This window comes from Streptomyces sp. NBC_01334 (genome assembly GCF_035983595.1).
Lineage (GTDB): Bacteria > Actinomycetota > Actinomycetes > Streptomycetales > Streptomycetaceae > Streptomyces > Streptomyces coriariae.
Genome location: NZ_CP130719.1, coordinates 27,718 through 48,349, shown reverse-complemented (window position 1 = coordinate 48,349; position 20,632 = coordinate 27,718). Strand labels below are relative to the sequence as shown.

Annotated in this window: 12 protein-coding genes; 3 read left to right on the top strand and 9 right to left on the bottom strand. The window is 69.8% G+C overall.

Annotation, left to right across the window (positions count from 1 at the left end; all coding sequences use genetic code 11):
• Positions 1–12: 12 nt before the first annotated feature.
• The 5 genes from OG736_RS44720 to OG736_RS44700 are packed head-to-tail and all read right to left on the bottom strand — an operon-like array spanning position 13 to position 5,681.
• Complete coding sequence (locus OG736_RS44720; RefSeq protein WP_327187927.1) at positions 13–1,599, bottom strand: hypothetical protein; 1,587 nt, start codon at positions 1,597–1,599, stop codon at positions 13–15.
• A complete protein-coding gene (locus tag OG736_RS44715) occupies positions 1,599–2,615 on the bottom strand; it encodes a glycosyltransferase family 4 protein (protein WP_327187926.1) in 1,017 nt (338 codons plus the stop codon). The genes OG736_RS44720 and OG736_RS44715 overlap by 1 nt, the downstream gene beginning before the upstream one ends.
• Entirely contained in the window at positions 2,612–3,172 is a 561-nt protein-coding gene (locus OG736_RS44710; RefSeq protein ID WP_327187925.1) for a P-loop NTPase family protein, read from the bottom strand. Before OG736_RS44710 ends, OG736_RS44715 begins: the two co-directional genes overlap by 4 nt.
• Positions 3,169–4,254: a hypothetical protein gene (locus OG736_RS44705; protein WP_327187924.1), complete on the bottom strand. Its 1,086-nt coding sequence runs from the start codon at positions 4,252–4,254 to the stop codon at positions 3,169–3,171. The genes OG736_RS44710 and OG736_RS44705 overlap by 4 nt, the downstream gene beginning before the upstream one ends.
• Positions 4,251–5,681, bottom strand: coding sequence for a protoporphyrinogen/coproporphyrinogen oxidase (locus OG736_RS44700; RefSeq protein ID WP_327187923.1), 1,431 nt, complete (start codon positions 5,679–5,681; stop codon positions 4,251–4,253). The genes OG736_RS44705 and OG736_RS44700 overlap by 4 nt, the downstream gene beginning before the upstream one ends.
• A gap of 592 nt (positions 5,682–6,273) precedes the next feature.
• Between OG736_RS44700 and OG736_RS44695 the strand changes: the two genes are divergently transcribed.
• The 3 genes from OG736_RS44695 (at position 6,274) to OG736_RS44685 (ending at position 9,881) form a co-directional block, all read left to right on the top strand.
• Positions 6,274–7,662 carry an NsdA family TPR-like regulatory protein gene (locus OG736_RS44695; protein ID WP_327187922.1) on the top strand — a complete coding sequence of 463 codons (1,389 nt, stop codon included), beginning with the start codon at positions 6,274–6,276 and terminating at the stop codon, positions 7,660–7,662.
• A 72-nt stretch (positions 7,663–7,734) separates the two neighbouring features.
• On the top strand, positions 7,735–8,235 hold the full coding sequence (locus OG736_RS44690) for an SAM-dependent methyltransferase (protein ID WP_327187921.1): 501 nt from the start codon (positions 7,735–7,737) through the stop codon (positions 8,233–8,235).
• A gap of 221 nt (positions 8,236–8,456) precedes the next feature.
• The gene (locus OG736_RS44685) at positions 8,457–9,881 is read left to right on the top strand and encodes a hypothetical protein (RefSeq protein ID WP_327187920.1); all 1,425 of its coding nucleotides are present in this window, start codon (positions 8,457–8,459) and stop codon (positions 9,879–9,881) included.
• 178 nt (positions 9,882–10,059) lie between these two features.
• Here OG736_RS44685 and OG736_RS44680 read toward each other — a convergent pair whose 3' ends face one another.
• From OG736_RS44680 to OG736_RS44665, 4 genes are all read right to left on the bottom strand, one after another.
• A complete protein-coding gene (locus tag OG736_RS44680) occupies positions 10,060–12,168 on the bottom strand; it encodes a DEAD/DEAH box helicase (protein ID WP_327188320.1) in 2,109 nt (702 codons plus the stop codon).
• Between the two features lie 89 nt (positions 12,169–12,257).
• Positions 12,258–13,589: a BREX system ATP-binding protein BrxD gene (brxD, locus tag OG736_RS44675; RefSeq protein WP_327187919.1), complete on the bottom strand. Its 1,332-nt coding sequence runs from the start codon at positions 13,587–13,589 to the stop codon at positions 12,258–12,260.
• A complete protein-coding gene (gene pglZ, locus OG736_RS44670; RefSeq protein WP_327187918.1) occupies positions 13,586–16,384 on the bottom strand; it encodes a BREX-2 system phosphatase PglZ in 2,799 nt (932 codons plus the stop codon). Before pglZ ends, brxD begins: the two co-directional genes overlap by 4 nt.
• Positions 16,384–20,298 carry a DUF6079 family protein gene (locus tag OG736_RS44665; protein ID WP_327187917.1) on the bottom strand — a complete coding sequence of 1,305 codons (3,915 nt, stop codon included), beginning with the start codon at positions 20,296–20,298 and terminating at the stop codon, positions 16,384–16,386. Before OG736_RS44665 ends, pglZ begins: the two co-directional genes overlap by 1 nt.
• Between the last annotated feature and the right edge of the window lie 334 nt (positions 20,299–20,632).

Sequence of the window (20,632 nt, the reverse complement as noted above, 5' to 3'; positions counted from 1 at the left end):
GGGGTGAGGTGTTCAGCGTTCAGTCTTACCGAAGCTGAGGCGGCGTCCCGTGGCCTTGGCCCAGATCAGCCGCCAGGGCCCGGCCAGCCGGACGAAGGGCTGGAGGGGGCTGGCCGCGACGAGCGCGATTGGATGCGCTCGGGCAGTGCGTGGCGGTGGCTCGGTGGCGGCGGGCGGGATAACGCTGTGGTGCAGAGCCGGGGCCAGGGCGAGCAGCCGGGCAGTGGTGATGGGGCCATGGAGCAGGACGCCGGCCGCGGCGAGCCCGGCCCAGAGAGGGGCTGCACACCAGGAGCTGGCCACGGCGGCGGTCAGCAACGGTGCGCCGACGAGCCAGGCGGCTTCGTCCGCCCACTCCCGCAGTATCAGGGCGGCCCTGGCCAGCCGCGGCAGGGCGCTGGGCAGGTGAGCGACCCCTCGGGCGTGGAGGTCGGGCCGGGCGGAGGAGGTGAAGGCGAGCGCGTGGAGGTTGGTCAGTCCGGCCGCGTCGGTGTAGGGCTCGTCGAGGACCAGTGCTGTGGATGGCGCGAAGTCGGCACCGAGGAGGGAGAGACGGTGCCCAGTGCAGACGTCTTCCATCGGTTCGGGGAAGCCACCGAGCCTGCGCAGGGCGGGGAGGTGGACGGCCATGCCGCACCCGACGGCGTACACCATCGGCCGCAGCCACATCCGGACCGGCTCCGGGAGCCGGGAGTAAGTGAGCCACCGGTGCAGGCGTACGCGGGCGAGTTCGATGCCGAGGGAGCGCCGCAGCTGGTAGACCCACTCCTCGGCCAGCAGCAAGCCAGCCATGCCGCGTGGGAAGGGGCGGCGGATGAGCAGAGGGAGCCGCTGTTGCTGGATCAGTGCCGGCACCCGGCCGGTGCGTGTCTGGTGGGCTACGGCGGCGTCGGCGAAGGCGGTCAGGGTGGCTGCGCCGGGGACGGCGTCGGCGTCGTAGACCAGGATGAAGGTGTCGTGGGCGTGGGCATCCTCACGCCAGCCGAGCGGCCCGAGCACGTCGCGGAGGCAGTCGAGGGCGAAGTTGAGCTGTCCGGGTTTCCGGCCGCCGACGTCGGGCTGGTGCAGGTGCACCAGCGGCAGCCCGCTCGTGGGGCCGGTGGTCAGGGCGGTCACGATGTCCGCGGTGCTCGGCTCGGCGTCGAACCGCTCAGCCAGCACGGCCAGGCGTTCGTCGGGCGGTGCGGTGTTGACGGTGTCGGCAACGGCGGGGCAGCGGGCGGCGTGGAAGAGGCCTCGCAGCCGGGATGCAGTGAGCGTGGGCAGCGCCGCGAGCTCCGGCAGACGCCTGCGGTGCTGGGCGCGGGTGGTGTGCTCGCGTTCGGTGGTGATGACCGCGACGGCCGCCCGGCCGGTGGGGTAGTCAAGCCCGGTGAACGCGGCGATCGACTGGGCGGCGACGGCCTGTTCACGCAGCATCGGTAGCAGCACCACCAGCCACGGCGCCTCCCCATCCTCGGCGGGGCGGCGGCGGACAGCGGCGGACAGCAGCCACTGCGCACTCGCCTCGACCGCGAGGGCGGCCCAGACCGCGCGGGCCAGCAGCCCAGTCACGAGGATCGGCACCACAACGTTCAGCCACACGTCCAGAGCACTCACTATTCCCCTAACAGGCGGTAGACGGTGCGCATTTGGTCGGCGACCAGCGGCCAGGCGAAGGACTCGGCTCGCTCCCGCGCGGCCACGCGCCGCGCGGTGTGGTCGGCGGTGCCCAACTCGGTAAGGAGCTTGTCGGCGGCTTCGGCCGCAGCCGGGACCTTGCCGGACGGGACGAGGATGGCTGCCGGGCCGTTTCCGGTGTAGTGCCGGATGCCGCCGATGTCCGTGACTACGGCCGGGGTACCGCAGGCGAGTGCCTCCAACAGCGCATTGTTGGCGCTCGCCCCGGTCAGGGGCAGCAGTAAGAACGCCGCCCGCCGGTACAGGCCGATCAGTTCCTTCTCACTGATCCCTTCGAGAACGCGGGCGGCCGGGTGCCAGGGGCGGGCGGCGGCCTGCCGGGTGACGACGGTCAGCTCGATCCCCTCGCCGTGGCGGCAGTGCAGGAGGCGGTGGACGGCGTCGAGGGTGTCGAAGTCGCGCAGCCACCAGCCGACGGTCAGCACCAGCGGCCGGCCGGGCTCCGATGGTGCGCCGGCGGGGGTGAAGGCGGTGGTGTCGATGCCGTGGGGCACCAGGTGTACGCGCTCGTCAGGGAGCAGGTTGCTGAAGAACGCTTGCTGATGGGGGTCGAGGACAATGATTTGCTCGGCCCGCGCGGCCAGGCGCTGCCATACCCGCATGGGCAGCAACCGTGCGAGTTGGTCGGGCGGCTGGTGGTAGGTGACGGCGGTCGGGCCAGTGCGGTGGCGGGAGAACCAGAACTGTTCGTCCCCGTACAGGACGTGCGCCGGCTGGCTGGAGGCGAGGACCCGCAGGTCAGTGGCGAAGTGTTCGGCGGGGTAGAACGGCAGCGGGCACTGGGGGCCGAGCACGCGGTGGGCAGCGGTGAAGGCCAGCCGTGCGCCTGGGTGTCGGGGCGGGGTGATGCGGCAGACTTCGGGCAGGTGGTCCAGCAGGCGGTCGTAGCCGCCGTGGGTGGTGTGCCACGGCACGCGGACGACGGAGGCGATCACGTACGTCTCCTCTCTGTTGCGGGCAGCAGGCTGAGCCGGCGCAGCTGCGGGGTGATGTCGGCGGGTCGGTCGAGGTGCACCACAGTCAGGCCGGCCGTGCGGTCTGGGTGGAGCCGATCGGACCAGCGGTGGCGGTGCTGGTGGTGGTGCAGAGGCCCCCAACGCAGGATGGAGTCCGGGGCCAGCAGGTGGCGGAACGTCTCCCGGTTTCCGGCGAACAGTTTCTCGCCGGTGGCGGCCCGGCGTAGTGAGCGGTTGACCAGCCGGGGCAGGCAGACGCGCAGCGGCAGGTCGAGCCACAGGACCAGCTCGGCGCGGTCCAAGAGCATCTCGGCGACTTCGCCGCCGTAGTTGCCGTCCGCGATCCACGATGGTCCGGCGAGGCGGTCACGGACGCCCTTGTGAAAGACGGGCGTGTCCAGGGGTGTCCACTGGGGCCCCCAGAACAACTCGTCGAGGTCGATGCCGGGCAGACCGGTGTGAGCGGAGATCGCTGCGCACAGCGTCGACTTGCCCGAGGCGACCGGTCCGACCAGGGCTATGCGGCTGAGCGTCACGGGAGCCTCCCCGCCACCGTGTCGGCGATCCGTTCCATCAGGTCAGGGCTGTGCACGCCAGCCCTGATCGCGATGACGGGCACCGTGGCGATGAGGCTCTCGATGACGGATGCGGCTCGGCAGGCCAGGTCGTCGACCGGCCGGGTCCGGACGGCGAACCAGGGCTCGAGCCAGTCCTCGTCGTGCGGGGTGCAGCACGCGGTGGTGAGAGCGGTGCGGGCCTGCGCCGAGCCGAGGATGCGGCTGCTCAGCTTGCGGTCTTCCTCGCAAAGCTGTGGGATGACGACGAGCCGCAGTGGCGCCGTCTCCTGTACACGGGAGGAGAAGGCGCGGGCGAACTCGCGTGGGGTCAGGGCCGCTTTGCGGGTGCTGCCGAAGGCTTCGGGCAGGGTGCGCGGGTTCGGCAGGCCCTCGCGCGGGGTGACCGCGGACAGGGTGCCGCCGCCGATCCGGACGGAGATTGGTACTCCGGCTACCACGTCGGCGTCGGCGGTGATCAGCGCCCGGTCGGAAGCGATCAGATCGGCCCTGTGGTGGGCGGCCAGCGCGGCCAGAACGGTGGTCTTACCTGCCCTGGAGGGAGCGGCGATGAGCACGCCTTGGTCGTCGAGTGCGGCGGCTGCGGCGTGAAAAGAGGTCCAGCCGCGGTTCTCGGCGCAGCGCATGACGACTTCGCGGACGACGCGCATCAGATACCGCTCGCTGCGCTCGGATCCAGGGTTCAGGAGCACGGATAGCCGCCCTGCCGTATCCCGGGCATAGAGGTGGTCCTGGGGCAGGTGAGTGTCTGGAGCGGGCTGCCACCAGGTGATCTGGTCGAGTTGGCAGGAGCGGTACGGCTCTTCGCGGAACGGGACCACGGTCAGCGACGGGGCGCCTGCGGCGCGGGCCATCCGGTTTTGGAAGTAGTCCGCGTCGTGGCGGACACGGACTGTTGTCTCCTCCCCGCACGGTGGGGCGAGCTGGTGCTCGGGGACGAAGGTCCGAAGGTACCGCTCTTGGATGGCGTCGAAGGTGAGGTCGGTGACGATGCGGAAGCGGTGTCCGGCGAAAAGTATCGTGGCCGTCTTGGCGTTGGTCACGACCGGCACTCCACCCGGCACGCGAGCAGGTTGGGTACGGAGGCGAGGAGTTCCTCGCGCATTCCGTTGAGTATGCGGCGGGCGATGTCGATGCCCATCTTGACCGCGTGGTCCATGTTGCCGATCTCGTAGCGCCAGGTCCCGAACCGGCCTCGAGGGTAGATACCGTGGGCTTCCATCCACGGCACTACCCGCGCCAGGACTTCGTCCCGCCTCAGGGTGGGGACTGGGTAGGCATACGGGATCACCTCGACGTGAGTGCTGGCGAGCGGCGTGTGCTCGGGCACCAGGCCGTGACGGCGAAGCGCCTGGTCGCAGGAGCGGACCAGAGTATGGCGGTCGAGGCTCTGGCCGGCGGCGAGGGAGGTCTCTGTCATCCAGGCGCTGTAGGTGCCCGTGTCGGCGCCGGGGACGTTGGCGGGCGCGTACTTGCTGAAGTTCGTGGCCCGGTAGAAGGGGATGTCAGGTTGCGGGAAGTAGAGCCAGGATCGGCTGTCGGTGGTCGGCGTCTGGTAGCCCAGGCCGACCATTGCCACGGTGGTGTGCCGCAGGCTCGAGGCGGCAGTCCGGAGCGAAGCCGGGCAGGTGGCGGTCATGCTAGCGAGCTGATCCAGCGGGCCGGTGGCCACCAGGTGGTCATAGCGGACTTTCTCGCCGTCGGCGAGGACGACGGTGCGGGAGCCGGGATCGACGGCGACCACGTGCGCCCGGGTGCGCAGGCGGCCGGCGTCGATGCGGGCGGCGAGCCGGCGCCAGATTTCGCCGGTGCCGCCGGACTCGGGGAAGGCGAAGGTGGCGTTCGGGCCCCACCGGCGCGCGGGCGCTGCGGCACCGACGAACGCGGCCAGAATCTCCTCGACATCTACAGGGGCCACCCGCTCGGCCACCCACGCTGAACTCATGTCCTCAAGCGGTGTCGCCCAGATCTTGGTGTTGTACGGAGCGAAGAAGCGGTCCACCAGGGCCTGCCCGTACATGGTGCCCAGCCACGTCGCGAAGTCCGCCGGTGCCGCGGATTCCCCGCTGTCGTTGGGACATGCGACCAGGAGATCGCGAAGGCAGGCCGTAGCGTCCTTTGGCGGGAGGTGATGGAGGTGGTGCTGGAAGGGGTAGGGCATCCATCTGTCGCCGTAGCGGATGTAGGAGGAGCGGTCGTGGTTCAGCAGTTCCTCAGCGGTGAACAGATCGGCCAGCAGCCGGTCGAACTCGCCGAAGTGGGAGAAGACCACGTGGCCGCCCAGGTCCCACGTGAAGCCGGCCGCGTCCACTACGGAGGAGGCGAGCCCGCCCGGGGCGGCCGCGGACTCCAGCAGCAGGAAGTCGCGGTGGCCGAGGCGGGTCAGCTCGTCGGCGCAAGCCAGACCGCATGGTCCCGCCCCGAGTATGACGATCCGGCCGGTGTCTGGCCTGTGCGTGGGCTGGGGCATGATGCCCTCCTTCGATCGGCAGACGACGTGGAGCACACGGCCTCACGGGTTGCGACGGCGGTGACTCGGATCAGGCGTGCGGCGAAAAGGACTGCGGCCCACCTGGGACAAAGGTTCAGGGAGGCGGGAGCCGATCGAGGGCTGCGGCCTCCGTGTCGGTCAAAGCAGCAGAGCACCCAGCGAGAACCGAGCCGGTTGGCATGGCCACGCGGGAGCCTCGCGAGGCCTTCCAATCGGCGGCTGTCTCCGGCAGCGACGAATCCTTGTCCAGCAGGAGGGCCACCGTCTCTGCCACGGCCACCGTCTGATTGCGCGGCGAACCGGGCCCGACCGTGACGTGATCCTCCCTGCTGGGATCAACGCGTGGACAGGTGTCCCGGCGGGGAGCCATCGAGAGGCGCATGATGCAACTCCTGTTCATCTCCAGCAAAGTTGAGCGAGAATCGCCGTAGCGGGGGCGACGCCTGTCGCGCAATGTGAGTGACCCGCCGCTACGTTGAGCGAACCGTGAATCCCCACTGAGGGGTATGCCGGCACGGCCATCGAGGCCGTCAAAGGCGTCAAAGATCATTTCGGAACCGAGGGGCAGCCCATGGGCCGTGCGCGAAACGTCGCCCTCGCTGCACTTCTGCGCGAGGCAGGCTGGTCCCAGCCACAAGTAGCGGCAGCGGTCGCCCGAGTAGCCGCGGAGAGCGGGGTGCGTGAGCTGGACGCCATCTCCCGCTCGCACATCGCCATGTGGGTGCAGGGCACGCAGCCGAGCGGTCAGGCGCCCCATATCCTTCGCGAGACGCTGTCCCGCAGGCTCGGCCGCCGCCTCACCCTGGCCGACCTAGGGCTGGATGGTGAAGCCAACGGCCAAACCGACAGCGGTTCCGACTGGAGCGTCGAGCCCGTGACCGTGCTGGCCGAGTTGGGAAGCGACGATCTCGATATGCACCGACGCAAGATGTTGGCGACCACTGCGTACTCGGCCGCCGGTCTCGTCTTGCCCACCGCCTCTTGGTGGGCAGCCGCTCCGGCCACGGCGGCCGAGCGTTCAGCAGTTTCCCCGAGGCTGGTGACGCAGGCCGATATCGACGATATCCATAATCTAACGACGTTCTACTCCGCGCGCGATCAGCAGCGCGGTGGCGCCTCCGGCCGCTCAGCGCTCGCCGGCCACCTTCGCGACGAAGCGGTGCCCCTGCTCGGCAGCAGGTTCCGCACGGATCAGCTCCGCCGCGACACATACTCGGCCGTGGCGGAGATGACCTACCTCGCCGGATGGATGGCCTTCGACGCCTCCGAGCACCGAACCGCCCAGCGCTACCTCACTCTCGCCGCCCGCATCGCAGCCGAAGCGGGCGACGGGCCGCTCGGCGGCCACATCCTGCGCGCCCTCGCGCACCAAGCTGTAGACCTCGGACATCCTCGTCGAGCACTTGCCCTGGCCGACGCATCCATGTCCCGCGACCGCTACAGCCAGGCCAGCCATCGCGAGAAGGCTCTGCTCGCCATCGTTCACGCCCGAGCCCTCGCGGCAGACGGTGACCGCGCAGGCACCCTCGCGGCCATCAACCGCGCAGAGCGGGACCTTTCCCGCGCCGACAACCACAGCGCCCCCAGCCGCGTGGGCTTCTTCCAGGAAGCCTCCCTGGCCCACGAGACCGCCTGCGCCCTGCGCGACATGGGTCAGCCGCTGGACGCGGAGATCCACTTCCAGCGCAGCGTCGCCACCCGGCGCCGCCAGCAATACGCCCGCACCCACAGCGTGACCCTTGGCTACCTCGGCGCCGTCCAGGTCCAGCAGGGACGCCTCGACGAGGCATGCGCCACCTGGAACCAAGCCCTCGACGCCATGGCCGGCGTCCAGTCCGGCCGCGCCCGCGACGTCATCGTCCGCATGCAGCGCGACCTCTCGCCCGTCCGGCAACGCGGCGGCCGCCACGTCGCCGAACTGGACCGCCGCGCGCGAGGCATGCTGCGCGCCATAGGCTGACCACAGATCAGATCCGCGGCGCCGACCGGAGGCAGCCGCACACGCCACGCCCAGGGAGAGGAACGAGCGCTGATGCCGACCTACGAGGTCACGTCGATCGCAACGGTCATCGGCGGCCACACCTGCGTGCAGGACGACTACCAAGGCGGGGTCGAATCGATCATCAGGCTCGACGACACGTACCCCCTCGAAACGCTGCAAGGAATCGAGGAGTTCTCCCACCTGACCGTGACCTGGCGCTTCCACCTCGCCCGGCCCGAAGACGTCCAGCTCCACGCACGCAGTCCACGGGGAAACCAGAACTGGCCGGCGACCGGTACCTTCGTCCACCGCAACCACCGGCGCCCCAACCAACTAGCGATCAGCTACCCGAAGTTGCTCAAGGTCGAAGGCAGGGACCTCCTGGTCACCGACCTCGATGCCGTCGACGGAACACCCGTGATCGACCTGGCACCGTACTTCGAACAGATGGGGCCTCACGGCCCGCTCCGTCAGCCCGCATGGCCTGGCGAGATGCTTGAACCGAACTACTGGGCCAAGGCAAGCGAACGGCCCTCGGCGCGCCCCGTGTAGGGAAGCGACTGAGGCCCGACACGTCATCCGTTCCCTTGGACAAGGTGGACGGAACACCCCCGCCGACGCTGGGTGTTTCGAAGGGAAAGCCCAGCCGCTCGGATGACCTTGGTGCCGAAGCGGCTGGTTCCTTGCATCCCCGGCGTCTGTTCTCTGCCGGTTGTCAGTGCCGCGTCTTACCGTGGTGGGGACGGCACTTCGCGAGGGAATGGCGGTAGTGGGTGGCGAACATTGTCTGGCACACGAAGCTGCGCGTTCATCTTGATCTGACGATGGAAGATCTCGGGCACGAGGAACACGAGGGTCTGTGGGACATGGTTTACGGCATGGACCGGATGTATTCGGCCCGTGCCGTTCCCGTCGCGGAGCGGGACCTGCAGTGCGGAGGCGTGTGCCAGGAAGCCGGCGTGGTCGCGCCGATGTATCTGCGCATGCGCAACGGACGCCGCGAGGCGGTCCACGAACGGCGTGAAGACGAAGACCGCCACAGCGTTCCTGTCAGCGACGAGCACAAGGCCTACCAGGAGCGGATCCTGCGGGCTGCGGAGGCGGGCGGATTCCGTGGCGACAGCGAAGTGCGTACCCGCGTGGGCCGCAGCTGGATCCAGACCGACACTCTCATCGAGGGAGTGGACGGCGTCCGCGTGGGCTGGGAAGTCCAGCTCTCGACCGCCGGCACCGACGGCCCGCGCAGTGTCCGGGCCCGAGCGGCCAAGGCGGAGAAGAACGGCATCACCCCGGCCTGGCACACCGACCGCAGTGACTACGCACACCGCCACGACACCCACTGGACCCGCAGTAACAATCTCCCCGCCCACGTCATCGCCAAGATCGGCGACCTGCGCGTCGTCTCAGGCTTCCGCAAACTGGACTTCTGGTACTGCGATCTCCACGCCGACCACCCTTGCCCCCACGGCGTCCGCCGCTGCGGCAAATACCACGCCACGCCCGTCCCCAAGGATGTCCTCTTCGACAACCTGGTCCGCGACACCGCAGCCGGCACCATCGTCCCCATCCAGTTCCGCACCCCCAACAAGACCCATCGCTTCTGGGCCACCCGCGCAGACCACAACCGCTACAAAGACCTCCTCGACGACGACGGCCAGCTCCCCGCTATCCCCGAGGACGTGCGAACGCTGTCAAGGGCCAGCCGCAACCGCCCCACCTGCCGTCCCGAACTCACGGCCACGTCATCCACGGCAGTCACACCGAAGCCGCCACAGATGCCCACCGCGACGCCCTCCGGCCTCATGGCCGCACAGCCCGCTGCCTCAGCCCTGGAAACGATCGCTTGCCAGGCCGCCGAGCAGCCCGCGCCGCCAGACCCGAAGCCGCAGGCCGACGTAAGCCCCGAGATGTGGGAGACACTCGTGGAATATCGGCGCGCGGCCAACGCCGCGAGGGACGCCCTTCACCGGCTGAGCGATCACGAGGAACGCAAGCGGCAACGGCACGTCTGGCTCGAAGCCGCCCAGACCGCGCAGGCCGCCATCACGCGATACGCCTCCTCCCAAGGCCTCAACCGGTTCGAGGTCGAGCAGAGCGTGCGAGGCGTAGCACGCGATCCCCAGGCGGGAAAAATGTCTTGGCGAAGCCTTCCTCGCTCAGGCACTGCACCGCGAATACCACCATGTACCCGCGCTTGATGTCGCCGGGCTGGTGAGCTGGGACGACCTCAGCCAGATTCTGGCCTGTTCTCCACCGACGAGGAAAACCAAGCTCTGTTCCGCAGCCTGTGCCCCAGCGCGTGACAGTTCGATGGCAGGCATTTGCTCACACCGTCTCGGTGGTCAATGCAACGCACGCGCCGATGACAGCAAACGATCAGCGTTTGAGTAGGAGAGCGGTGAACCGTATTGGGTCGGCGAGTGTGAGGAGGGCGCCTTTCTCGTCCGCGGTGCGTGAGGCAAGGGTGGCCTCGGCCAGCCTGGGGGGTAGAGCTTCGCTGAACTTTAGGCCTCGCAGGGCGTGCCCGTCGACCTCGGGCAGGCTCAGGCCGGCCTTCGCGGCGGCTACGGCGCTCGCCCAGTCCTCCGCGGTGAGGTCGTCCCGCAGTCGGATCCACTGGGCGTCGGCCCGCCGCTGTGGTGACACGACCGAGGACAATGTGGCGGCCAGGGTGGCATTGGCACGGTGACCGGCCCAGGTCCACCAGCGGATGTCGCCGTCGAGGCGGCGGGCGATGACCGTACCTCCGGGATGTGCGGTGTCCAGATGCGCGTGCCGGGCGTCCGCGAGCCGGGTCTGGGCTCGCTGGGTCAGGCGGACGGGCGGGTCTTGGCCGAGGAGTACGTCGCGCGCGGCTCTGGCGAGGTCGAAGGACAGGACACGCTCGGCACCGAAGCCGTTCCACCGGGCGCGTCCGCCTTCGTCGGCCGGAGTGACATAGCAGCGTCGACGACTCCAGTCGATGTGGGTGACCAGCCAGCTGCGTCCGGCGAGCAGCAGTCTGCGCGGGCCTTGGACTACTTCGGTTAGAAGGTCGGGATCGGTCCGGCCGATCTCGGTCCGGCCGTTCATGACGGTGAACTCTGGCGGTGCGGTGAAGACGGCCGTCAGGTTCATAAAGTGGCGGTGCCCGTAACGGTGTTCGGCCTGTGGGCCGATGAACAGCAGGCCGCCGTCCTGGTTCAGATAGCCGTGTTCGACGAGGTGGCGCACGACGGGGGCCGCGCCGGGGCCGAAGGGGCCGATGCCGCCCCACCATTGCTGCCACACGTTCTCGCCGACCTGGTGTTCCTGCAGGCACAGGGCGAGCAGTTGCTGGGCGACGAGATGACGGGGCTCGGGAGGGGCAGTGACGGGCTCCACCCAGCCACGGGACCACTGCAGCAGGAGCGCGGCTGCAGCGAGAAGTCCGTCGTCGTCAAGGGCGAGGAAGAGACAGTTGCGGGTGGCGCCGGTGCGGCGGCCGGTCCGGCCGAGCCGCTGGAGGAAGGACGCGACGGTTCGTGGTGCGTCCAGCTGGATAACTCGGTCCAAATCGCCGACATCTATGCCGAGTTCCAGGGTGCTGGTTGAGACAATCACGCAATCGCGGGCCTCGGCGAACGCCGTCTCGGCCCGTCGGCGCTCGTTGACGGAGAGCGAGGCGTGGGACAGGAAGGTCGTGACGCCGTGCAGGCGCAGCTGTTCGCCCAGTTCTTCCACGGTGCGCCGACTCTCGCAGAAGACCAGGCGCTTCTCACCGCGGTGCAGGGCCGCGATGACGATCGCGGCATTTGCGACGGAGCCGACGTAGTCGAGCTCGATGTCGCCCGTCGGTGCAACGAGATCTGCCGCGGCAGGTACGGCGGAGGGGGCGGATCGTGGTCTTGCACCGGGGGCGATGACACGGCCGGGGCGCCGCCCCTGTCCGGAGCCCTGGAGCCAGCCGAGCAGTTCATCGGGGTTGCCGATCGTCGCGGACAGCCCGATCCGCTGCAGGGAGCGGTCAGCGACGTGACTTAGACGTTCAAGGACGGCCAGCAGGTGCCAGCCCCGGTCGTCGCCCGCGAAGGCGTGCACCTCGTCGACCACCACGGCTTGCAGCCCGCCGAAGAAGGAGCGGTGGTCGACATGGGTACTGACCAGCATGGATTCCAGGGACTCGGGGGTGGTGAGGAGGATGTCGGGGCGCTGCATCAGCAGCTTGCGGCGGCGGGAGGTGGTGACGTCCCCGTGCCAGAGGCCGACGCTGCGGCCCAGCCAGCCGGCGTAGGCCTCTAGACGGGGTTGAAGGTTGTTGAGGAGGGCCTTGAGCGGGCACACGTACAGCACGCTGGTGCCCTTCCAGCCGCGCCGGTTCATGAGGGTCAGCACCGGGAAGATTGCGGCCTCGGTCTTGCCGCCCGCGGTGGGTGCGAGCAGGACGGCGTCTTCTCCGGCGAGCAGCGGCGTGACGGCCTCTTCTTGTAGAGGGCGCAGGGCATGCCAGCCAAGAGTGTTGACGATGTGGTGTCCGAGAACGGGGTCGAGGAGATCGAAGACGTCGTCCGCTGCCGGCCCTGGCGGCTCGGATGAGCTGTCGAACGAAGGGCTTGTCACGCCAGGTCCAGGTCGATGTCTTCGGCGCCCACGGCCGCGTTGCGCTCGATGGCGCTGAGTTCGGCTCTGTCCAGAGTGAGGGAGTAGTGCCTGCGCGGATCGAAGTCCTCGAACTCGTCGACCCGGTCCATTACGTCGGCAACAAGCTTGCGCAGGTAGAGCCGGGGGGCGATGCCAACCTTGCCGCCGAGCGAGCCGGTGATGGCGCGGGCCAGTTCGTCCAGGTAGGCGTCATCGGTGCGAGCGGCGAGGCGCTCGGGGTGGCGGGCGTCAGCTGCGTAGATGTCGCGCGCCTTGCGTCCCAGCTCGCCGAGTGACGACAGGTCGAAGCCGGGCAGGCGCAGCTGAACCGCTCGTGGCGAGTCGAATCGCGGGTCGGTGGTGAAGTCGGTGGCCAGCCGTTGAGCGAGGGGAGCGAGACGCTGCACGCCCTGCTGTCCGTCGTAAAAGGCGGGAGTACCGGTGATGACCAGGAATAGCCCGGGGAAGCGGCCTGTGTCGATCTCGTCGAGGAGCTGGCGCAGCGCGTTGAGGGACTTCTCGCGGACGTCCCCGCGCACCCGCTGCAGGGTTTCCACCTCGTCGAGGACGAGTAGCAGCCCTGGATGACCGCAGTCCCTCAGCACGGTTAGCAAGCCTTGCAGGAAGCCGAGGGCTCCGAAGTGGTCGAGGTCGCCGCGGATTCCAGCGGCACGTTTGGCAGAGGCGGCCACGGACTTCTGTCCGCCGAGCCAGGCAATGAGCGCTTCGGCCCGGGCGCCGTCGCCGTCCGCCACGGCCCGGCGATAGCCGCGCAGCGCCGCGGAGAAGGCCGGGGTCGTGCGGGCGACGGCGGCGAGCCGATGTTCGAGGAGTTCGTCGACTGCGACCGCCAGGGCCTCCTCGTCGTCATCCGAGATGGCGCCACTACCGAGGGCCTCCTCCTCCAAGGCGTAGAACCAGGAGTCGATGATGGGGCGCAGAGCGGAGGGCTGGTGGGTGGCGGTGGTGAGGCGTTCGGTGAGCCTGCGGTAGACGGTCTCCAGGCGGTGGAGCGGGGTCTCGGTCTCGGAGATCTGGACCTCGCTGACGGCCAGCCCGCGCCGCTTCGCACGTTCGGCGAGCCATCGGGCGAAGAACGTCTTTCCGGATCCGTATTCGCCGCGCAGAGCGTGGAAGGCAGCTCCGCCGCGGGTGACGGTGGTCAGGTCGTCCTCAAGGGCGACTTCGAAGCGTTCCAGGCCGACGGCGAACAGGCCGAGTCCCGCCTGCGGCACGGTGCCCCGCCGCAGGGCGTCGACGACGTCGCGTCGGCGTGTAGCGCTGATTTCGTGAGCCGGGTGGGTCATGCGGTGCTCTCCGGAAATTGCTGATGGAGCAGCATCCTGTCGAGTTGAACGGTGCGGCCCGACTCGATGAGCTGGAGTACGGGATAGCCGTCGATGTTGAGCAGGCGCTCGAGCATCGTGGCGAAACGCTCGGGGTTGCGCTGAGACTTGCCGGTGGCGGCCTGGGCGGCCGCGGCGACGGCGCTGGGCGACAGCTTTCCGCCGGCCGCGAGCAGGGCGTCCAGTGCGGCGGCCACGGCCTTGTCGCTGGGGGCGAGCCGGACGAACTCACGCTGGGCCCTGTACGGCGCGCTGCGCACGGTCCGCTCCCCGAGGGTGCCACGGCGGAATGTGGCGGCGCCCCCCTCGGCCTGTCGCTGTGGCATGTCGACCCTGCCGACCTGTTCGTCTTCGGGAGTGATGCGTGGGGCTGGAGGGGCCCCCGCACTCACACGGGTCTGGTCGGCCTCGCTCCGGTGAGGGCCATCGGTTTTGGCTGTCCCAGAGGTGTTCCACCACTGTGGCTCGGTCGCCTCAGGGGGTAGCAGGATCCAGCCGGACGGCACAGGGCCCTCGGACGGCACCAGGGTGATCACGGGGACGGTCACCTCGGCGATCGACGCACCGCCGTGGTACCCAGCCTGTCGGGCGGTGTACCGCAGGTCGTCGCGCCAAGGCACGGTGATGCGCTTGCCGTCAGTCAGGACGCGGGGCCCGAACAGAGCGACCTCGCCGTCCTTGGGAGCGCCGGTGCGCCAGCGAGCGCCCCGGACGCCGGTGGCCTCGGTCGGAGGGTGCCCGCGCTCGGTGCGGTCGATGACGTGGCCGTGGTCGGAGACGAGCATGACCGGACGCCCGTAGTCGCGGGCCGCGTTCAGCAGGTCGGGAAGTTTGCCGATGTCGTGCAGTCCCCAGCGGCCGCTGGTTCCCTCCCGGCCGTCGGCCAGGGCGTCATCGATGGTGTTGACGACAACCGCGACGACGTCGTCCGAAGCCAGTGTCTGGACCAGTTCGGGGGCGAGCCGGTGGCCGGGCGGGCCTTCGTAGCCACCTTTGTGGAAGAGCTGGGCGTCCCGGTGGCGCTTCCTCCAGAAAGCGGCGAACCCGGAGCGCTCCGCGGCCTGACCGCCTTCGGAGGGACGGCCGCACAGCAGGGACGCCCGGCTGACCCTGGTGACCGACGGCAGCATGGACACCGCGGCCTGTCGGAGTGGGGCGGCACCATTGCGGGAAGCCGGCACGATCTCAGTCCACACCCGCCGGTCCAGTTCGCCGGCGAGCCGGACGGCGACGTCCGCGCTCATGCCGTCGAGTACGAGGATCAGGGGCCGGCCTCCATCACGGGCGAGCGGGGCGGCAGCCTTGGCGAGGATGTCCTCGATGAGTAGGGCGCCGCCGTCTGCCTGCTGGCAGGCGGTTTCGGTCCATGCCGCGAGCAGGCTGGCGAAGTCCTCGTCGAGGCGGGCTCGGCGGACCCGTACAGCCCTTATCAGCCGTCGGTATGCCTCGCCAACGGCCGTATCGCGGGAGCCGTCCCCCTCGGAGAGGACGCCGAGGGCCAGATCGGCCCAGCTCGAGGAGGCCAGGTGGTCCTGGACGGCCTGGCCGACGGTCGCGGAGCCGGGCAGCGGGGCGGCGAGCCAGCGCACCAGACGGACAGCGGTCCGTGCTGTTTCAGTGGACTCCGCATGGAGCGCGGCGAGCTGGTGCGCGGTGAGGTCACGCAGCGCCGCCTCGGCGGCTGCGGGCGCGGGTACGCCGCGGTCGTCGAGGGCGGCGGCCAGGGTACGCAGCCTGCCGAGGTATCCGGACGGCAGCAGGCGGTCACCGTCGACCAATTCGGTGAGCCGGGCGTCAGCAGCGAGCCGGTCGGCGCGTTCGAGGACAGCGAGGACCCGCGAGCGTGCCGGGTCGGCCGACGTTCTGGTGCCTTCCGCCTGGGCGATCCAGCGAGTGAGGACTCCGGTGGCGGCGTCGGCGAAGGGCCTGAGCGTGTCGAAGGAGGATAGGGCCTGGCCGAAGAGGGTGCCGAGGGCGAACCCGGCGGCTTCGGCCGTCGGCGAGGAGAGTGCGGCCGAGGCGAGCGATCCGAGCGGCAGCGCGTCGGCGCCGCGGCCTTCCGCGGCCAGTGAGAGCAGGGTGGGGGCGGCCGGTCCGACCGCTCGGGCCAGCCACTCGCCGAGTCCGCGCCGTTCGCTCTCGGGCAGGGCGGCGAACAGTGCGGGGCCTGCCGGGGTGCGGGTCCAGGCGAACAGGGTGTCGGCGTCCAGGTCCAGGGTGTCGGCGGTGGTTTCGCCCAGTCCAAGCCGTGCGGCGAGCAGGGCGCGTACGGCTCGGTCGCGGGTAAGGACGGCGCCGACCCGGGGCCAGCCGTCGAGGGGTTCGGCCTGCAGGAGGGCGTCGAGCAGCCAGTGCTCGCCCAGCATGCGCGGGTCCAGGTCGGTGGCGCCGAAGAGCTGGGCGACGATTTCTGCACGGTTCACGGGCAGAGGGTGCCGGTGTACGGCGTGGGCACGCACGTCCCAACCGAGCTGGTCGGGTGGGACGGTGCCGGTGATGACGAGGACGCTGTCGTCGTCCGGGTCGCCCTGGGTGAGGTGGCGGTGCCAGGCGTCGGCGATTCCGAGCGGGGAGTGCTGGTCGGTGACGACTACGCGGCGGTGCCCGGTACCGACCCGCACGGTGAACTCGGTGTCCTTCTCCGCCGTGTCCCAGACGGCGTCGACCAGGACGAGACGATGACCGGGCAGGCCGGGGAGCTCGGTCTCCAGGAGCACTTCGACGGCACGCCGTCCAGCGACGGGCCGCGCGGCCATCACGGAGTGCCTTCGGCGGCCTTGCCGCTGTCGGGTACCGGGTGCCAGAAAATCTCCACCGGCGTCTGCGGGTGGTCGGCGCGGAACGCCTCGATCTCCTCCCGTACCGAGGTGAGATCCTCCCGAAGCGCGGCGGAACCGGGAGCGATGACACGGCGGCGGGCAGCGGACAGCGGGGTGGAGCCTTCGGTGGGAGCCTGCGGATTCCAGGGAGTCCGGGGGTCCGCCACGGAGCCCGGGGTCTGAGTCCCGGGAGTCGAGGAGACCGGCGGGGTGCCGTGCTCGGACAGCGGGATCTGCTCGGGACCAGGGGGGGTGGGGGGCTGCGGCACGGGGGCTGGGCGCTCCAGCCTGAGGGCCGCGTTCATGAGGGCGAGACCGGTTTCGCGGACCTCGCCGAGCACGGGCACCAGGGACCGCTCGCGCTCAGGGGCGCGGGCAGCTTCACCGATACGCTCCAGGAGCCGCTGCGCACGGTCGCCGACGCTGTCGTCGCGGCCGCTGAGGTTGCGCACGCTGGTGAGTAGCTGCCAGTCGGTGGTGTCCAGGGCGGCAAGGAGGTCGGCGGCGCTGTCCATGGTGTGGGCCAGCTCCCGGGCGGGTGTCTCGTACGAGACGGCTGTCAGCTCCCGTACGAGGCCGGTGGCGTCGTCGGTGTGCCGTACGAGGCGGGCGAGGAGCGCGGCGGCCTCGCGCAGAACCGTGCTGCGGGGGGCGGGGGCATCGCCGTCTAGCCCGAGGAGCGAGGCGTGCCGTTTCAGCACCAGGCGGACGTCGCCGACATTCTTCTCGTACGTGGCGGCCTTGGCGAGTACGTCGGCGGCGAGCTGGTTGACGTTTCGGGCGTACAGGCCCGGCTTGGCGGGTACGCCGAACAGGCGCCCGGCGCGGTCCCGGGCGGCGGCGTACTCCTCCTCGCTCGGCAGCTGCTGGGCGCGCAGCATCCAGCCGGGACCAATGTCGGCCAGCGCGGGGGCGGCGGTCTCGGTACCGGAGTAGTACACCCAGGAACGGTCGTCGAGGAGGGCGTAGGCGGCGATGACCAGGCTGCTGACCGGCTTGTCGAGGCCGCTGAGGCCGAGGTCGTCGGTGATCCAGCGACGGATGTCCTCGACGGCCAGCTCGCCGTGTTCCTGGTGCCCGGCGGCCGCCTGGTTGATGCGGGTACGCCAGTCGGCACGCATGACGAGCGGGCCGTCGTGGACGGAGCCGAGCTCCAGGGGTTCCACGATGCGCTTGACGACGCGCAGATGGTGCTTGTCGACCTCGACCCGGCCACCTTCGTCCATGGCGCGGGTGATCCACTCCAGGGTGATGGCGAGCTCGCCCGCGGTGACAGCCTTGGGGGTGCTGCCCGGGCCGGGGCCGAAGTCGGGGTGCCTCTCGTGCAGGGCGGAGAACAGACCGTCGGCGAGCTGCACCATGGCCTGGTCGAACGGTTTGCTGCCCTCGGGCTGCGGGCGCGGAAACTCCGGCTGCAGGGACAACACATGCCGACCGTCGGGCACCTCGGCGCCCCGGGTGCCCTCCTTGGCCTCGGCGAGTCCGTACACCTCGCGCAGCGAGGTGACCAGGCCGCGGGTGAGAGTCTCGCGGCCCACTTCCAGCTGGCGGCGGGCCTTGGCACGGTCGTCCGGCGGGAAGTTGCGGGTGTAGTCGGACAGGCGGTCGCGTTCGAGGAGAAAGTTGATCCGCATCAGGCGGCCCAGCTGGGCCTTGCGCTGCTCGGAGAAGAAGTCGCAGAGCCAGACCAGGACGGGGGCGCTGCGGCCGGCTTTGCGGAGGTCACCGACCCGGTGGTAGGCGTCGTCGGGGGAGCGTCCCGTGTCCTCGTCGAAGGGGCAGTCGACGACGATCCGGATGTTGCCCTTCGTGGCGGGCTCGAACTGTTCGTCCGCGATGCTGCGAGTGTCGCGCACGGTGCCGAAGATGAACTCCACAGTGCGCTCGGAACCACGCCAGACGATCTTCTTCGCGTCGACGAGCTGGCCCTGCTTGCCGGCAAGGCCAAGCTCCTCCCACAGCCGGTCCCGCACCCAGGTGCGCCGCACCCCGGCCTTGTCCTCGCCAACGACGGCGTCCAGGAGCGGTTCGACGTCCAGGTCGGACAGGTGCAGCGAGAAGACGGGGTCGTCCTCTCCCTCGGCGCGCAGCTCGGTCGGGTACTCGGTCTGCAGGGCCCGCATCCGGTCGACGACCTTGTCCCGTACGGGTACGGTCCGTGAGCGCACGGAGCCGTGGTTGAGGGCGGCGAGCCGGGCGCCGGTGAGCCGACGCAGCGCGGGCACGTCGGGGGCGAGCGCGGCGAGCAGCAGGGTCTTGACGAAGCGTTCGTCGGCGACGAAGTCGGGGTGATCCGTTCGCCCGTACTTCTCCAGGAGGTGGTGCCGGGCCTTGGCATGGAACCGTCGGGCGGCTTCCGACTCCTGCTTCAGCTTGTCGGTGAAGGCGGCGCCCGTGCCGTCGACCAGGACATCCCATAGGTCACCGAGCGGGATCAGGCTGCCGACTTCGGCATCGGCGTTCTTCTCCAGGAGCTGCTGGACGAGCTTGAGACCGGTGCGCTCGCGCTGGAGTGCGCCGGACAGGGCGACGAGCACGTTCAGCAGGGCAGGGGAGAGCGGGTAGACGGACCGGAAGTCCGCCCAGTCGGCGCCGGTGGCGCCGTCCCCGTCGAGGAGGACGTCCTTGACGAGTTGGCTGGACTTGTCGATCTTGGCGAACGCGGCGTCGAGTACCGGCTCCTGGCCTGGCCGGGGCTTGAGAACCCGCTCCTTGATGATCTCCGGGAGGTTGCGGTCCTCCAGGTCGACGATGGTGACGCGCTCCTTGAGGTACTCCAGCGCCTGCTGCAGGTTCTCCACGTCGGAGCCGAGGATGTCGGATCCGACGAGCTGGGAGAGGTCGCGCTGGCGGGAGATGAAGGAGACGATCGGCACCGGCCGATCGGGGTTGCTGGACTCGATCAACTTGACGAGCTTTTGGATCTCGTCGTTGATGAAGGTGCGGTTCGACATCCGGGCCTGCAGCCACAGCACCAGCTCATCCAGGAACAGCACCACGCCGTCGTAGCCGAGCCGCTGCGCGTGCTTGCTGATCTCGCTCAGCCCGTCGTCCAGCGAGATGTACGCCGCCGCGTCTCCGCTGGCGCTGTCCGCGTAGGACTTCATGGGGCCGCTGAACAGGGCGGACAGCAGGTCGTCACGGCGTGGGTCGCCGGCCGGGGCGGCGAAGGCGGCATCCAGGGTAGCGGTGGTCCAGCCGTGCGCGGGTACGGCGCCGATCGGAACCAGTTCAGCGTCGTCATCCTCGTTGTCCTCGACAGCTGCGGAGGCCGTGGCCGCCGACGGCTTCGGCGCGGGCAGCAGCCGCGTGAACGCCTCGTCACCGAGAGAGCCCCGCAGTCCGCGGGCGTCGGTAAGGAGGGAGTCGGCCCGGAAGACCAGCGGGGTCGGGGCGTCGGGGTGCTGGCGGCGGATGGCGCGGACATACCCGCCCAGCAGGGACGATTCCAGGCTCGCAGCACCGATCAGGTGGTACGGCACCATGAGGAAGTTCTTGCCGGGCAGCCAGTCGTCGTGCTCCGCGACCACCTCCCGCAACCGCTCCTTGCCCTCGACGGCCGGGTCCCCGTTGAGTACCGCGTGCAGCACGGTGAGGAAGTGGCTCTTACCGGCGCCGAACGAACCGTGCAGATATGCGGCGTGCGAGGCGTTCTTCCGCAAGGCGCTGCGGACCAGCTTCAGAGCCTTGGCGAACTCCCCTTGCAACTGCGGCGTGACCACATACTCCGCGAGCGATCCCGCCGCTTCTCCGCTAAAGCCCTTCGACAGCTCAATCTTGAAATCGCCGGAGAGGAGGTCTTCCTTGATGTCGAGAACATCCCTCAACACGGTGCCACTGCTCTTGGCCATCAGCCGTTCCAGCTCCCCACAGCATCATTCCGCCCGGCTGCCGAGGCCGAGCTCCCGGCGGAACCGGACCCTCGCCCACGCCCCGCGCACACCACGTCTCCCTATCCTGCCAGCTCACCCGGGTGGACGAGGGGCGGGTGGTGAGGAAGAGGAGGGCGGAGGGGGCAGAAGAGGGACGGGCGAGGCGTGGAGTGGGCAGAGCGGGCGGGACGAGCGGGGCAGGCGGGAAGATCAGGGGCCGGTGGCGTGGATGACGGCCCACACGGGGGGCGCTGACATCTACCCGTCGCCACCTTTCCTCGCGGGGCCAGCTGCAGCGCGGCGTGCCGGCCGG